Source organism: Streptomyces pseudoechinosporeus, from assembly GCF_054783935.1.
Map to the genome: position 1 here is coordinate 155,742 of NZ_BAAGPS010000007.1, position 14,739 is coordinate 170,480.

Below are 14,739 nucleotides of genomic sequence, written 5' to 3' on the forward strand. Positions count from 1 at the left end.
CAGGGGTTACAGACGGGCGGACGCCTCGTCGAGGGTGTCCGCGAGGATGTCGGCGATACGGTCGAGGAGTTGGCGGTCGCTGATCAGCGGGGGCGCGATCTGCACCAGCGGGGCGGAACGGTTGTAGACGCGGGCCAGGAGTCCGGCCTCGCGCAGCCTGCGCGGGATCAGGTCGACGATCAGGTCGGCACGGGCGGTGTCGCTGAAGCCGCCGCCGTCGAGGTCGCCGACGAGTTCGCAGGCGTAGAAGAACCCGGCGCCGCGTACGTCACCGACGATCGGCAGCGCGCCCAGGGACGCCATGCGGTCGGCGAGATGGCCCTGCTGATCCCGCACGTTCTCCAGGATCCGGTCGCGCTCCATGATCTCCAGGCTGCGCAGGGCGATGGCCGCGCTCAGCGGGTGCCCGGCGAAGGTGTAGCCGTGGTTGAGGACCACGCCGGGCCGGTTGATGACGTCAACTACGCTATTGCTGACCAGAGTTGCTCCCATGGGGGCGTAGCCGGCGGTGATGCCCTTGGCGACGGTGACGATGTCCGGGCGGGCGCCGTAGCAGTCGCCGCCGAACCACTCCCCCAGCCTGCCGAAGGCGGTGATGACCTCGTCGGCGACGAGCAGGAAGCCGTACCGGTCGGCCAGGGCGCGCAGGCCGGGCCAGTAGCCCTGGGGCGGGGTGATGCAGCCGCCGCGGTTCTGCACCGGCTCGGCGATGAGCATGGCGATCGTCTCCGGGCCCTCGGCCAGGATCGCGGCCTCCAGCTCGGCGAGCAGCCGGGCGGTGAACGTCTCATCGTCGATGTACTCGGGGGCGAGACCGAAGCGGTTGGTGTTGGACACGAACCGGGTCTCGATCGCCCCGGGGCCGTACGGCTCACGCAGCCCGGGGTCGTCGGTGAACGACAGGGCGCCGATGGTCAGTCCGTGGTAGGCGCCGCGGCGGGAGATCGCCTTGGTTCGGCCCGCCTCGCCGCGCAGCGCGTGGTAGCGGCGGGCGATCTTCCAGGCGGTCTCGACGGCTTCGGCGCCACCGCCGGAGAAGAAGGTGTGCTCGATGTCGACGGGGGCGATACGGGACAGCCGTTCGGCGAGTTCGATGGCCGCGGGGTGCGCGGAGGTGGACCACAGCGGGCTGAAGCACAGGTCGCGCAGCTGATTGCCCGCCGCCTCGGCGAACTCGGGGGCGTAGGAGTAGCCGAGCTGGCAGCAGTACAGGCCGGAGAGGCCGTCGATGTAGCGGTTGCCGTCCGCGTCGTCGACGTAGGGGCCCTCGCCACGCCGTACGACGAAGAGGTTCTCGCCGTCCTGGCCCAGCGAGCCGTTGGGGGTCATGTTGAGCAGGAGGTGTCTGGCCGCGGTGGCGGACAGTTCCCCTGCGGGGGTGCGGGTGCTGGTGGTCATGATGCGGTCTCACTTCCGGCGGACAGGCCCACCGCGGGATCCGTGGGCAGCAGGCCGCCCTGCTTGCCGGAGCCGCTGAGCCGGCGGACCACACCGACCAGTGCGAGGGCCACGACGGCGACCGCGATGAGGATCGCGCTGACGGCGGTCACCGACGGGTCGACGTTGTACTGGAGGACGTTGAACACCTCGACCGGCAGGGTCACGGTGTCCACGGAGGACAGGAACTGGGAGATGAAGAACTCGTCGAAGCTGGTGATGAAGGAGAAGATCGCGGCGGCGACCACCCCGGGCATGGCCAGCGGGAAGGTGATGCGCCGGGCGACGGTCAGCCGGCTCGCGCCCATGCTGGCCGCCGCGTCCTCCAGGCGTTCGTCGATGCCTTTCAGCGTGGCCATGAGGATCATCACGGCGACCGGTGAGGCGAGCACGGTGTGGCCCAGCGCGATGGCGATCGGGCTGCCGAGCATCGCGGCCGGTTCGAAGAGCAGGAACAGGCCCAGCGCGATGACGACTTGGGGGATCACCAGCGGGGCGAGGACCAGTCCGTAGACCGCCGTGCGCAGCGGCAGGTTGCTGCGGACGAGCGCCGTGGCGGCCGTCATGCCCAGGATGAGGGAGAAGACGGTGGTCATGGAGGCGACCAGGGCGCTCACGGAGAGCGCGGCCGGCCACTTGCTGCCGTCGGCGAAGAGCTGCTCGTACCAGCCGAGCGTCCAGGCGTCGGGCGGGAAGGAGCCGAAGGCGTCGGCGCCGAAGGAGGTGACGACGATGACGACGATCGGCAGGGCGAGGAACAGCAGGATCAGGGTGGAGAGGACGGTCAGCGTGATCCGTCCGGTGAGAGTGGAGCGCAGCCCGATCATGACGTACCCCGATTCCGCGCCTTTTCGCTGACGGCCTTGGCCAGCCGCAGGAGCAGCAGTCCGGCGAAGGTGAGCAGCAGCAGGATGATGCCGAGCGCCGCGGCGCTGTTCCACTGGTTCTGCTTCATGACCTGCTCGTCGATGAGCGAGGCGACCATGGTCTGCTTCTCGCCGCCCATGAGGGCGGGGGTGAGGTAGTAGCCGAGGCAGAGGATGAAGCACAGGATTCCGGCGTTGACCAGGCCGGGGGCCACCAGGGGGAGGTAGACCCTTCGGAAGATCGTGATCCGTCCGGCGCCCATGCTGGCCGCGGCGGCGAGCAGCCGCCGGTCGATGCCGCGCATCACCGCGTACAGCAGCAGCACGGTGTACGGCAGCATCACGGCGGTGGTGCCGATGACGACCCCGATCTCGTTGTAGAGCATCTGGAAGGGGGCGCCCGGGAAGTGAAGGTCCGTCAGGGCGTTGTTCACCACGCCGTTGTCACCGAGCAGGATGATCCAGCCGTAGGTGCGCACAAGGGCGCTGATGAAGTGCGGCACGACCACGACCAGCATCACCAGGCCCGCCCACAGGGGCTTGAGCCGGGAGATCGCGGAGGCCAGCGCGAAGCCGATGACCAGGGCGAGCGCGGAGGTCTCGAGGGAGATGCGCAGGGTGGTGAGCAGGATCTCCAGGTTGGCGCCGCGGAAGGCGTCGGCGTACCAGTGGAGGGTGAAGCCGCCGTCCTCGCCCTCGAGGCTCAGCATCAGGGTGCTGAAGATCGGATAGACGAAGAGGATCAGGAGGTAGACGACGACGGGTGTGGCGTTGAGCAGTCCGAAGCGGGTGCGCCGGTCGGACAGCGAAACGCGCTTCGGTCGCTTCTTCTGGGGCACGGGAGCGGTGGGGCTCGGTGCCGGAGCCAGCACGGCCACGGTTCTCACCCCCCGTGTTCCGCGTCGGCGAAGACGCTGACGTTGGCGGGATCGGCGGTCAGGCCGACGCTCTCGCCGAGTGCGGGGGCGCGTCCGGCGGGCAGCTCGAGTCGTACGAGGTCGGTGTCCGCGCCGCCTTCAGCGCGGACCGTGACGCGTACGAGCGTGCCGACGTAGGTGACCGTCTCGACGGTCCCGCTGCAGAACCCGTCGCTGGGCGTACACAGGGCGAGCCGGCCGGGCTGGACCGCCGCACGGACCCGTGCACCGTCCGGAACTGACTGCGCGCGGGCTGTGAGCAGGCCGCCACTGTCGAGTCGTACGAGGGTGTGGTCCGCCGTCTGCTCCTCCAGACGGCCCGGGAGGAAGTTGGCGGCGCCGAGAAAGTCGGCGACGAACGGGGTGCAGGGGCGCTCGAAGAGCTCCTGCGGGGTGTCGAACTGGTCGATCAGCCCGTCCCGCATCACCGCGATCCGGTCGGAGAGGACAAGGGCCTCTTCCTGATCGTGCGTCACATAGATGACGGTCAGGCCGAGTTCCTGCTGGATGCGCTTGATCTCGGTCTGGAGCTGGTCGCGCAGCTTCTTGTCCAGGGCGCCGAGCGGTTCGTCCATCAGGATCACCGGTGGCCGGTAGACCAGGGCCCGGCACAGCGCGACCCGCTGCTGCTGACCGCCGGACAGCTCGCGCGGGCGGCGCCGGGCCATGCCGGACAGCCCGGCCATCTCCAGGGTCTCGCCGACCCGGCGGCGCAGCTCCGTCTTCGGCACACCGCGCAGTTGCAGCGGGAAGGCGACGTTCTCCCAGACCGTCATGTGCGGGAAGAGCAGGTACTGCTGGAAGACGAAGCCGAGGCCGCGCTTCTGCGGGGCGAGGCGGGTCACGTCCTTGCCGCCGACGACGATGCTGCCGGAGTCGGGCTCGGTGAACCCGGCGATCATCATCAGGGTGGTGGTCTTGCCGGAGCCGGAGGACCCCAGGAAGGTGACGAACTCCCCCGCCGCGATCTCCATGGAGACCTCGTCGACGGCGGTGACGCCGCTGTACGTCTTGCGAAGCCGGCTCACCGACAGGGGTTTTCCGGAACCGGTCAGGCTCGCCGGGGAGGCGAGGGGAAGCTCGGTCATGACGTCCGTCTCAGGCATGCGTCCACTCCTGCCAGCGCTTGGACACGGCGTCCTGGTTCTCGATCCACCACGCGACGTCCAGGTCGAAACCGGACTCCAGGTGCTCGGGAGAGCTGGCCAGGTTCGCGGCCGTGGCCTCCGAGAGCTTCTTGTAGGCGGCGGGCACGACCGGAGCCATGGGGTAGGTCTCGGCGTACGCGGCCTGCACCTCGGGCCGCATGGCGAAGTCGACGAGCTGGTAGGCGGCGTCGAGGTTCGCGGAGCCCTTGGGGATGGCGAAGCCGTTGCTCTGCCGACGCGCGCCGTTCCACTGGTACGCCATCGGCGAGCCACCCTTGATCAGGTCATCGAGGCGGCCGTGCCAGACACTGGTGGCGACGACCTCCTTGCGGCCGAGGAGTACGCCGGGCAGCGCGCCGGTGTCCCAGTACTTCCGGATGGATCCCTTGATCTCGTCGAGGGCCTTGAAGGCGCGGTCGACGTCGAGGGGGTACAGCTTGTCCAGCGGTACGCCGTCGGCGAGGAGAGCGAACTCCAGCTCCGGCAGGTCGGCGTCGAGGGCTTGCAGGGCGCGGTTTCCCGAGAACGCCTTGGTGTCCCAGAAATCCGCCCAAGACTCGGGCTTCTTTCCGTCGAAGGCGTCGGTGCGGTACGCCATGACGCTGGCCCAGTAGTTCTTGCCGACCGCGGTAGGTGTGAGCAGGGACTCGGCGATGCCGGCGTTCTTGGCGTGCTTCAACCGGTCGTAGTCCAGTGCCTCCAGGACGTCCTCCGGCTGCCACTCGACGTAATCGCTCATCGAGCCGTCGATGACGTCGAACTGCGGCCTGCCCTGCTTCATCTGGGCGAGCATCTGGGTGCCCGGAAAGTTGACCACCTTGACGGTGATGCCGGTCTTCTTGGTGAAGGCGTCGTAGACCGCCTTCTGGTTGGCCTCGCCATAGGTGCCACCGCTGTCGCGGACGACCAGCGTCTTGGAGCTCTTGGCGCCGCTGGCGGCGGCGGTCCGGCTGCTGCCGGTGCCGCAGGCGCTGAGGGCGGTCGCGGCGGCGAGACCCGCCGTGACTCCGCCGACTCCGCGCAGGAAGTGCCTGCGGTCCATCCGGGCGTCTCTCATCGTGTGCCTCCTGGTGGTGCTACTGGGCGTGAGAAGGGGGTGGGGGTCTACGGGCGGGGATTCGCCTGGTCGGGTGCGACGCCCGCGCCGGGGGTCCGGAGGGTGGCGGGTCGCTTGGTCGGGTCGGGGTCCCATGGGGTGGCGATGGCGGCCAGTTCGTCGCCGGGGGCGACGGTGAGGCCGTGCATGCCGTAGAAGATCCGCCCGCCGGCCGGGGCATGGATCTTGTACTCCTGGCTGTCGGCCGGGTCGATGATGCGGCCGATGACCTCGCCCTCCGCCACGTCGTCACCGGCGGAGAACTCCGGGTACCACAGGCCGGTGGCCTCTGCCGTGACCCCGGCGGCCCAAACCCACTCGCGGATGGGCGCCGGGGTGGAGTCGTCCGGGTCCAGCACGCCCAGGTGGCGCAGCGCCCGGTACAGGCCGTCGACGCGGCGGCGGGCCGTGGCCGCGTCGCGCTGGCCGAGTCCGCCGGCCTCGACGAGGACCGCCGCGATGCCCCGGCGGGCCGCGGCCGCGTGGCTGTTGCCGCCCTCGGCCGTCAGCCCGAGGATGACGTCCTCGGTGCCGAAGGACCCGGCCAGGCCGGCCGTCCTGTTGTCGAGGTCCGGGTCACCGGTGAGGCGGTACCCGACGAAGTCGCGCAGGACCTGGTCGATGCCGCCGCAGTGCAGGTCGATGTAGACGTCGGCGCCGTCGACCAGGTGGGCGAAGAGCCAGGCGGCCAGCCGCTCGGTGGGGCTGCCGTCGGGGTCGCCGGGGAAGACGCGGTTGATGTTCACGCCGTCGACCGGGGACACGTTGAGTCGGCCCTGGTAGACCGCAGGGGGGTTGGCGACCGGGCAGATGATCACCTGCCCGTGCACCTCGCCGGGTTCCAGCAACGTCGTGAGCCGTGCGGCGGCGTCGATGGGCGTGAACTCGCCGCCGTGCACACCGGCGGTGATGACGACGCGTGGGCCGGGGTGGGCGCCGTTGACCAGGGTCAGCGGGATGTCCACGGTGAGGGTGCCGAGGTCGGCGGGGACGGTGCCGCGGGTCTTGGAGCCGGGCTCGGCGCTCAGGGGGCCGATGTGGAGCTTGTCGGTCATGGTCGTCACGCCTCCGCGCGGTTCAGGGTGGAGATGAAGTCGATGGGCTGGGGCGAGGTGCCGTCCAGCGCCAGGTCCGCCGCGATGTCACCGAAGGCGGGCGAGAGCTTGAAGCCGTGGCCGGAGAAGCCGGCCAGCAGTACGACGTTGTCGTTGCCCGGGAGGGGGCCGACGAGCGGGCGGCTGCTCTCGGTGTAACCCTCCATGTAGACGGAGAGGCGGACCGGGTCGGGGTTCAGGTCCGGCATGTAGCGGCCGATGAGGTCGGTGAAGATCTCCAGCTCCTCCGGCTGCACGTTCCGGTCCAGCTGGTTGGGGTCGCCGGCCGGGCGGTGCAGGGCGCGGGAGAGGCCGAGCTTGACGGAGACGCCGTCCGGGGAGGGCAGGCCGTAGCAGTGGGTGGGGGCCGTACGGATGAACGCGGGGCGCTCCTCGCCGAACCAGGCATCGCCGGTGGGCACGTACCAGGCGCTGACGAGCCGGCGGATGTCCACCTCCCACGGCAGGCCGGGCAGCAGGTCGTTCACCCACGGGCCGGGGCTGACCACCGCCGCGTCGAACCGCTCGCTCCCGGCATCGGTGCGGACCTCCACACCGCTGCCGGCCGGCACGATCTCGCGGACGGTGGTGTAGCGGTGGATGCGGGCGCCCAGTTCCTCCGCGCGGCGGGCGGCGGTCTGGATCGTCAGCTCGGGCCGGATGAAGCCCGCCCGCCGGTCGAGCACGGCCGCGTCGCCGTCCTCGATACGGTATTGGGAGAAACGTTTCGCCAGAGACTCGGCATCCAGCACCTCGTGGTCGAGGCCGTGCTCGGCGATGGACTGCAGGACGGTCGCCATCTGATGGTGGTCGGTCGGCCCCATCAGCAGGCACCCGGTCAGGCGGCGCAGCTCGCGGCCCGTCTCCTGCTGCAGCCGCTCCCACAGGACGTCCGCGTGCTGGAGCAGCGGGACATACCGGGAGTCCTCGAAGTGCGCGCTGCGGAAGATCCGGGTCTCCCCGCCGGCGGCGCTGCGGTCGTGGCCCGGAGCGAACCGGTCGTAACCGACGACCTCGGCTCCGCGGGCCGCCAGCCGCCACGCGGCCTGGCTGCCCATCGTTCCGACGCCGACGACGGCGACACGCTTCCTGACAGACACAGGGGTTTCCTTTCGATCGCCGGGTACGCATGCTGGGCCCCGACACAAGAGGCTGGTGCGATTCACGTGGTGTGGGGTCGGCGGGGCTCAAGACCTTGCGGCCGACCGGGGTGGGATCCGGACCATCCTCTTGGATGTCCATGCCACATTGTGGAATGCCGTGCTAGAATCTGGCACGAGAATGACAGCCACTCCTGAGGGAGTCAAGAGGATGTCGGCCAGATATTTCGAGGATTAACAGGGGGAAACCGGATGGAAATGAAGAGCGTGACCAGGTCGCTGCGCATCCTCGAATCGGTAGCCCAGCACCAGCCCGTCACCGTGGGGGAACTGACGAAGATCTTCGGACTGCCCAAGTCGACCGTGCAACGCACCCTGGTCACCCTGGCCGAAGCCGGCTGGCTGCGCGCCAACCGCAAAGACACCACCCGCTGGGAAATCGGCGCCCGCGTCCTGGCTGTACGCCCCGCAGCCCTCCAGGGGTCCAGCCTCTTCGCCGCCGCCCGCGAACCCATGCTCCGCCTCCGCGACACGGTCAACGAGACCATCCATCTGTCCGTACCGGACGCGTTGCAGTGCATGGTGGTGGTCGACCGGGTGGACTCCGACCAGGCGGTACGGACCTTCCACAACATCGGCGACACCTCGCCGCTGCACGCCACCGCCACAGGCCGGGCGATTCTCGCGCACCTGCCGAAGGCGGACGTCGACGAGCTCGTCGAGCGCGGACTGGAACGGTTCAGCGACTCCACCCCCACCGGCCCCGCGCAGCTGCGGGCCGAGTTGGACCGCGTACGGGAGGACGGCTACTCGGTGAACATCAATCAGTACCGGTCGGGCGTGTGTGCGGTGGCCGCGGCCATCCTGGACGAAGACGGCATCCCGCTCGCGTCGGTGGCCGTTTCGATGCCCGACTCCCGGTACGACCCGGACCGGCTGCCCGAGTGGGGCCGCACCGTCGCCGACACGGCGGCGGAGATCTCCACGCGCCGACTGGGCGCCTGAGCAGGGGACGGGGGCGGCCCGTCGGGTTTCGGGCCGTCAGCCGGGATGAAGGTCAGAGGAGCCCGCGCTCCGAGTACTGCTTCTCGACCAGCTCGCGGAGCGCCGAGACGAAGCGGTCGAGCTCGTCCTTGCGCATGTAGATGCCCGGTGACACGCGAAGCCCGCTCAGGTGCCGTACCTCGCGGTACTTCGTGTGGACCCGGTAGGTCTCCCTCAACTCCCGCTCCACGGCCCTGTTGTCCAGGTGGTCGATCGAGAACAGGGTGACGGCGCCCAGGTTCTCGGTGTCCAGCGGGGTGTGCAGCCGGAAGCCGGGGATGTCCCGGGCGAGATCCACCCAGTGACGGGTCAGCTCCCGCAGTCGCGCGTGAATCTTCTCGACGCCGATCTCCCGGTGCAGCCGTGCGGCCGGGGCGATGCCCGCCTGGAGGGCCGAGTTGTACGTGCCGAGATTCCAGTGGTCGAACTTGTCGACGCGCAGTGGCGGCGGATCGAAGGGCGCCAGCAGGGGGAAGGTGCCGTCGATCCGGTCTTGCCGGACCACGAGCATGCCGTTGCCCACCGGTGCGCCCATCCACTTGTGGAGGCTGGTGACGTAGTAGTCGCAGCCGAGTTCGCGGAAGCTGACCGGCTGCTGCGCGAAGATCTGAGCGCCGTCTACGACGGTGAGGGTGCCGTTCTCCCTCGCCAGACGGCACAGCCGCGCAGCCGGCACGACCCGCCCCGTCCAGTGGTACATGTGGGTCAGCTGCAGCACCCGCGTACGCGGTGTGAGGGCCGCGGTGTACGCCGCCACGATGCCCTCGTCGCTGTCCATCAGGTCGAAGTCAGCCGTCACGACCTCGATCCCCTCGCGTTCCTGCCGCTGTCGCCAGGCCGCAAGCACGCTCGGGTAGTCCCACGCCGACACCACGACCTGGTCACCCGCCGACAGCGGGATCCCGAAGATCGCCGTACAGAGCCCCTCGGTGGAGTTGCGGTTGAGCGCGATCTCGTCGGGCTCGCAGTCGATCAGCTCCGCGAGCTGCGCCTTGACCTCCGGGAGCGCGGGGTCGAGCTTCTGCCACATGGTGACGTCGGGGTTCTGGCTGACCAAACGGTACGCGTCGATCGTCGCCTGCTCGGCGACGAGCGGCGGCGGGCTCACCGCCGCGTTGTTCAGGTTCAGCAACGGCCGCTGCTCCGGGTAGGCCGCACGTACGCGTTCCCAGAAGTCGTCCCCGGCGGGATCAGTGCTGCCCATGAGGGCACCTCCATTGTCTTGAAGCACATGGTGACGAGGAACGGCCGTCGAGGCGAGGGCGGCTGACGTTACAGGATCCTCGTGCCACATTGTGGAATGCCATGCTAGAATCCGGCACGAGAATGTCAGGCGCCCACAGGGGAGTCAAGAGGGTGTCTGCCGGATATTTCGCAGCCCAACAGGGGGAACCCGGATGGAAATGAAGAGCGTGACCAGGTCGCTGCGCATCCTGGAAGCAGTCGCCCAGCACCAGCCGGTGACCGTGGGCGAACTGACCAAGCTCTTCGGGCTGCCCAAGTCGACCGTGCAGCGCACGTTGGTCACGTTGAACGAGGCCGGGTGGCTGCGGGCGAACCGCAAGGACACCACCACCTGGGAAATCGGCGCCCGCGTCCTGGCCGTACGCCCCGCAGCTCTCCAGGGGTCCAGCCTCTTCGCCGCCGCCCGCGAACCCATGCTCCGCCTCCGCGACACGGTCAACGAGACCATCCACCTCTGCGTACCGGACGCGCCCCAGTGCATGGTGGTCGTCGACCGCGTGGACTGCGACCACGTCGTGCGGACCTACCACGCCATCGGCGACACCTCGCCGCTGCACGCCACCGCCACGGGGCACGCCGTCCTCGCGTATCTGCCGAAGGCCGACATCGACGAGATCGTCACTCGCGGGCTGGAGAGCTACAGCGACTCCACCCCCACCGACCCCGCGCAACTGCGTGCCGATCTACGGCGTGTCCGCACCGATGGCTACGCCGTGAACCGCAACCAGTACCTGCCCGGCGTGTGCGCCATCGCCGCGCCCGTCCTGGACGACGACGGCAGCCCGCTGGCCTCCGTGGTCGTTTCGATGCCCGACTCCCGGTACGACCCGGAACGGCTGCCGGAGCTGGGCCGGCTGGTTGCCGGCGCCGCGGCGGAGATCACGGCGCGGCGCCTCGGGTGACGGCGCCCTCGCCCCGGGCGGCTCGGCGCCGGGCGCTGCGCCGACTGCGCAGCGTGTGGGGCCTGAGGCTGCGTGGGGAACTGCGGGTCCGTTGTGGCTGGTCGCGCAGTTCCCCCGCGCCCCTAACGGGGCGCGGTACCGCACCGGACTTCGGCCAGTCCAAGCCACCGAGGGGCGTGCAGCGCACCGGCATCGCCAGGTACTGGTACTCCAGGAACTCGTCGATTCCGACCCGGCCGCCCTCCCGGCCGAGCCCCGACTGCTTGATGCCGCCAAAGGGTGCGGCCGGGTTGGACACGAGGCCGGTGTTGAGGCCGACCATGCCCACCTCCAGGCGTTCGCTGACGCGCAGGGCGCGGTCCAGGCCCTCGGTGAAGACGTAGCCGACGAGTCCCCAGGGGGTGTCGTTGGCGCGGCGTACGACCTCGTCCTCGTCGACCTTGCGTACGCCGAGTTTGCGCAGCAGGTCGCGCGGGCGGCGGCCGGTGAAGGTGGCGTATTCGTGGCAGTGGGTCTGAAGGACGACGTTGTCCGGCAGGTCGGGGGGCGTCCAGTCGGGAGCGGCGAGGTCGGTCAGGGCGCCGGTGAGGGTGTGGACGCGGGCCGCGACGCGCCGGGCGGCCTCGGTGCCGAGCAGTTCGGGCACGTCCCGCTTCAACGCGGCCGTACAGCTGGGCTCGGCCACGATGATGGGCCGGCCGTCGCCGTCGCCGAGGCGCGCCACCGTACGGGCCATGACGCGGCGCGCCACGGACAGTTCGCCGGTGCTGACCCAGGTCAGTCCGCAGCACAGCCCGTCCTGCGCCGCGTTGGGGATTCCGGCATCGGCGAGTACGCGGCTCGTGGCGCCCGCCACGTGGGGGTGGAAGGCGCGGGTGAAGCTGTGGAAGTGCACCGATTCCGTGGTCAGATCGATGTCGTCGAGCATCAGGTTGCCGACCTCGGACAGGCGCGAGCCCGTGTTGCAGTACAGCCGGATGATCACCTCGTCCCGCAGCTGGACAAAATCCCTGCCCCTGCAGGTGCCGAGGACCTTCGTGGTCTCCTCGTCCCGGATGACCGGGACCAGCCTCTGCGGCATCTTCGGCTGCCGCACCCGCTCCATCGGCGACCGGTCGATCTCGCCCTCGTCCAGCATCAGCCACTTGAAGAACCGCTGCAGCCCCTTGTGCTTGTTGAGCGCGGTCGATGCCGACCGCGTCTCGATGATCCACGCCTGGAACGCCTCCACGTGCGCCCGCGTGACCTCGACCGGATCCTCGGCCGCCGCGTCGGCGTCCGGATCCGGCGCATACTCCCCCAGGTAGCGGCCCAACTGGGCGGCCGCCAGCAGATAGTTGTACCGGGTGGTCTCCGGATAGTTCCCCGATCGCAGCGCGCGGTCCCAGTCCCGCAGGAACCCGGACCAGGTCGTCGACAGCCCCGCAGTGATCTTGTCCAGGTCCAGAGCGGCATCCTCGCCGGCCTCCGAGTAAAGGCGCCGATGAGCGGCGTGCTCAACCCCGAAGCCGGAAACGACCCACATGCAAGAAGGGCCCTCACAGGCTCCCGCCTGCGAAGACCCTTCACACCGTCGGGACGACAGGATTTGAACCTGCGACCCCTTGACCCCCAGCAATGTGGCCGATCATGGTTTGAAGACCTGAACAGCCACACTGCGCCGTACGGCGCAGTCAAAACTGCATACCACCGCCTACACGGCCGCCAAGGCGCCGTACGAGGACGTACTTCTCCTCGCGCTATCCGATCCGTGGCCAGACGCCTCTGACGCCGGCGAGCCTCGGCGCGCTGGACTGGCCCTCGTGGTCAAACCGGTCACGGGCACGGCCACGAGGGCCTCCGTCCGAGGACGGTACTCGCCGGCTGTTCCCTGGCTTCGAGCCGCGACGCGACGGCAATACCATCACCTGGGCCCGCATGTGCTCCCGGTGGGTGGAGGCGGCCTCATGCGTTCCGAGGAGGGGCCACCCCTGTCGTGCGGCGCGGTCCTCCTCGCGGTCGGCCCAGGTGTCCAGTTCGGCGTCCATGGTGGAGGCCAGGTCACCACCGAAACGGTGCCCCTGCGGATGATCCGCAGCAGTCGCCGCTCCTCGTCGTCATCGATCACGCACGCGTACTACGCGGCGCCCTGGTTCAGTTCGGCGGCCGTTTGCGCAGCCTGCCGAACAGCCGCTTGGCCTCACTCCTCGTCCTCGGGTCGGACGCCATCCGCTTGCCCTGAGCCACCAGCCGGCGTCCCTCCGGGCTGCGCCCGAACGCCCTGATCCGATTCATCAAACTGGCCATGCTTGTTCTCTCCCAAGACTCATACAACGAACCGGTACGGCCTCCTACCCATTGAAGTAGCGGAACACGCAAGAGCCCGCCGCCCTGCTATTCGACCTCCACCCAGTCGAGACTGCGTTCCACCGCCTTCTTCCATCCCGCGTAGCCCTTCTCCCGCTGCTCGTCACTCCATTGCGGCTCCCACCGCTTCGACTCGTGCCAGTGCAGGCGGAGCTCGTCGGTGCTCTCCCAGAAGCCGGTTGCGAGCCCCGCCGCGTAGGCGGCGCCGAGCGCGGTGGTCTCGGCGACGACCGGGCGGCTGACCGGTACGCCGAGGATGTCGGCCTGGATCTGCATGCACAGGTCGTTGGCGGTGACGCCGCCGTCGACCCGCAGCACGTCGAGTGCCACCCCGGAGTCCTGCTCCATCGCATCTGCCACGTCGCGGCTCTGGTAGCAGATGGCCTCCAGGGTCGCCCGGGCGAGGTGTGCGTTGGTGTGGAATCTGGCGAGACCGACGATCGCGCCCCGGGCGTCGGAACGCCAATACGGCGCGAACAGGCCGGAGAAGGCCGGTACGAAGTAGATGCCGCCGCTGTCCTCCACCTGCCGGGCCAGTGTCTCGACCTCGGAGGAGGAGGAGATGATCCGCATCTGGTCGCGGAGCCACTGCACGGCGGACCCGGTGACCGCCATGGACCCCTCCAGCGCGTACACCGCCGGGGCGTCCCCGAACTGGTACGCCAGCGTGGTCAGCAGGCCCTTGCTGGACCGGACGATCTCCGTGCCCGTGTTGAGGACCAGGAAGTTGCCGGTGCCGTAGGTGTTCTTCGCCTCGCCCGGGCGGAAGCAGACCTGGCCGACCGTGGCCGCCTGCTGGTCCCCGAGGACGCCCGTGATGGGTACGGCGGTGCGCAGCGGACGGGTGGTGCGGGTGGTCCCGAACGCCTCCGGGTGCGAGGACGGGTTGATGGCCGGGAGCATGGCGCGCGGGATGCCGAAGATGTCGAGGAGCTCGTCGTCCCAGTCGAGGGTCTCCAGGTTCATCAGCATGGTGCGGCTGGCGTTGGTGACGTCGGTGGCGTGGATGCCGCCGTTCGGGCCGCCGGTGAGGTTCCACAGCACCCAGGCGTCCGTGTTCCCGAAGACGGCCCGGCCCTTCTCGGCGGCCTCCCGGACCCCGTCGACGTTTTCCAGGATCCACTTGATCTTTCCGCCGGAGAAGTACGTCGCTGGCGGCAGCCCCGTCCTGCGCCGGATGAGGTCGCCGTGCTCCCGCTCCAGCGCCGCGGCGATCGAGTCGGTGCGGGTGTCCTGCCAGACGATCGCGTTGTAGTACGGCTGACCGGTGCTGGGGTCCCAGATGACCGTGGTCTCCCGCTGGTTGGTGATCCCGATGGCCGCCAGGTCTGCGGCGGACAGGTCGCTCTGGCGGACGGCGTTCTGCATCGTGGAGTTCGTACGTTCCCAGATCTCCACGGGGTCGTGCTCGACCCAGCCGGAGCGCGGGAAGATCTGCTCGTGTTCGAGCTGGTGGCGTGCGACCTCGTTGCCGTCGTGGTCGAAGATCATGAAGCGGGTGCTGGTGGTGCCTTGGTCCACCGCGCCAACGAATTCGGGCATGG

General features: G+C 69.4%; 13 protein-coding genes and 1 pseudogene. 2 read left to right on the forward strand and 12 right to left on the reverse strand.

Going from position 1 to position 14,739, the window contains the following annotated elements:
• Window positions 1-6 precede the first annotated feature (6 nt).
• From ACYVO6_RS10925 to solA, 7 genes are read right to left on the reverse strand one after another with little or no spacing between them, the layout of a single operon-like run.
• On the reverse strand, window positions 7-1,398 hold the full coding sequence (locus ACYVO6_RS10925; protein WP_461059829.1) for an aminotransferase class III-fold pyridoxal phosphate-dependent enzyme: 1,392 nt from the start codon (window positions 1,396-1,398) through the stop codon (window positions 7-9).
• Window positions 1,395-2,264, reverse strand: coding sequence for an ABC transporter permease (locus ACYVO6_RS10930; RefSeq protein WP_461059831.1), 870 nt, complete (start codon window positions 2,262-2,264; stop codon window positions 1,395-1,397). Before ACYVO6_RS10930 ends, ACYVO6_RS10925 begins: the two co-directional genes overlap by 4 nt.
• A complete protein-coding gene (locus ACYVO6_RS10935) occupies window positions 2,261-3,190 on the reverse strand; it encodes an ABC transporter permease (RefSeq protein WP_461059833.1) in 930 nt (309 codons plus the stop codon). Before ACYVO6_RS10935 ends, ACYVO6_RS10930 begins: the two co-directional genes overlap by 4 nt.
• The gene (locus tag ACYVO6_RS10940; protein ID WP_461059835.1) at window positions 3,187-4,326 is read right to left on the reverse strand and encodes an ABC transporter ATP-binding protein; all 1,140 of its coding nucleotides are present in this window, start codon (window positions 4,324-4,326) and stop codon (window positions 3,187-3,189) included. The genes ACYVO6_RS10935 and ACYVO6_RS10940 overlap by 4 nt, the downstream gene beginning before the upstream one ends.
• A complete protein-coding gene (locus tag ACYVO6_RS10945) occupies window positions 4,319-5,425 on the reverse strand; it encodes an ABC transporter substrate-binding protein (protein WP_461059837.1) in 1,107 nt (368 codons plus the stop codon). Before ACYVO6_RS10945 ends, ACYVO6_RS10940 begins: the two co-directional genes overlap by 8 nt.
• A gap of 47 nt (window positions 5,426-5,472) precedes the next feature.
• Complete coding sequence (locus ACYVO6_RS10950) at window positions 5,473-6,519, reverse strand: succinylglutamate desuccinylase/aspartoacylase family protein (protein WP_461059839.1); 1,047 nt, start codon at window positions 6,517-6,519, stop codon at window positions 5,473-5,475.
• Between the two features lie 5 nt (window positions 6,520-6,524).
• The gene (solA, locus tag ACYVO6_RS10955) at window positions 6,525-7,658 is read right to left on the reverse strand and encodes an N-methyl-L-tryptophan oxidase (protein ID WP_461059841.1); all 1,134 of its coding nucleotides are present in this window, start codon (window positions 7,656-7,658) and stop codon (window positions 6,525-6,527) included.
• Window positions 7,659-7,916: 258 nt separating this feature from the next.
• On the opposite strand from solA, the gene ACYVO6_RS10960 reads away from it, so the two are divergent.
• Window positions 7,917-8,663, forward strand: coding sequence for an IclR family transcriptional regulator (locus tag ACYVO6_RS10960; protein ID WP_461059843.1), 747 nt, complete (start codon window positions 7,917-7,919; stop codon window positions 8,661-8,663).
• Between the two features lie 52 nt (window positions 8,664-8,715).
• On the opposite strand, the gene ACYVO6_RS10965 is transcribed toward ACYVO6_RS10960, so the two are convergent.
• Window positions 8,716-9,906, reverse strand: coding sequence for an aminotransferase class V-fold PLP-dependent enzyme (locus ACYVO6_RS10965; RefSeq protein ID WP_461059845.1), 1,191 nt, complete (start codon window positions 9,904-9,906; stop codon window positions 8,716-8,718).
• A 199-nt stretch (window positions 9,907-10,105) separates the two neighbouring features.
• On the opposite strand from ACYVO6_RS10965, the gene ACYVO6_RS10970 reads away from it, so the two are divergent.
• Window positions 10,106-10,849: an IclR family transcriptional regulator gene (locus tag ACYVO6_RS10970; RefSeq protein WP_461059847.1), complete on the forward strand. Its 744-nt coding sequence runs from the start codon at window positions 10,106-10,108 to the stop codon at window positions 10,847-10,849.
• Here ACYVO6_RS10970 and ACYVO6_RS10975 read toward each other — a convergent pair.
• The 4 genes and pseudogenes from ACYVO6_RS10975 to glpK all read right to left on the reverse strand — a co-directional run bounded on the left by ACYVO6_RS10975 (window position 10,827) and on the right by glpK (window position 14,737).
• The gene (locus tag ACYVO6_RS10975; RefSeq protein WP_461059849.1) at window positions 10,827-12,374 is read right to left on the reverse strand and encodes a tyrosine-type recombinase/integrase; all 1,548 of its coding nucleotides are present in this window, start codon (window positions 12,372-12,374) and stop codon (window positions 10,827-10,829) included. The two genes, ACYVO6_RS10970 and ACYVO6_RS10975, sit on opposite strands and share 23 nt — an antisense overlap.
• 510 nt (window positions 12,375-12,884) lie before the next feature.
• Window positions 12,885-12,956: pseudogene (locus ACYVO6_RS10980) on the reverse strand (helix-turn-helix domain-containing protein); the annotation flags it as partial.
• 26 nt (window positions 12,957-12,982) lie between these two features.
• Window positions 12,983-13,135, reverse strand: a complete 153-nt coding sequence (locus ACYVO6_RS10985) for a hypothetical protein (protein WP_165342416.1) — start codon at window positions 13,133-13,135, stop codon at window positions 12,983-12,985.
• Between the two features lie 87 nt (window positions 13,136-13,222).
• The gene (gene glpK, locus ACYVO6_RS10990) at window positions 13,223-14,737 is read right to left on the reverse strand and encodes a glycerol kinase GlpK (protein ID WP_461059851.1); all 1,515 of its coding nucleotides are present in this window, start codon (window positions 14,735-14,737) and stop codon (window positions 13,223-13,225) included.
• Window positions 14,738-14,739 lie beyond the last annotated feature (2 nt).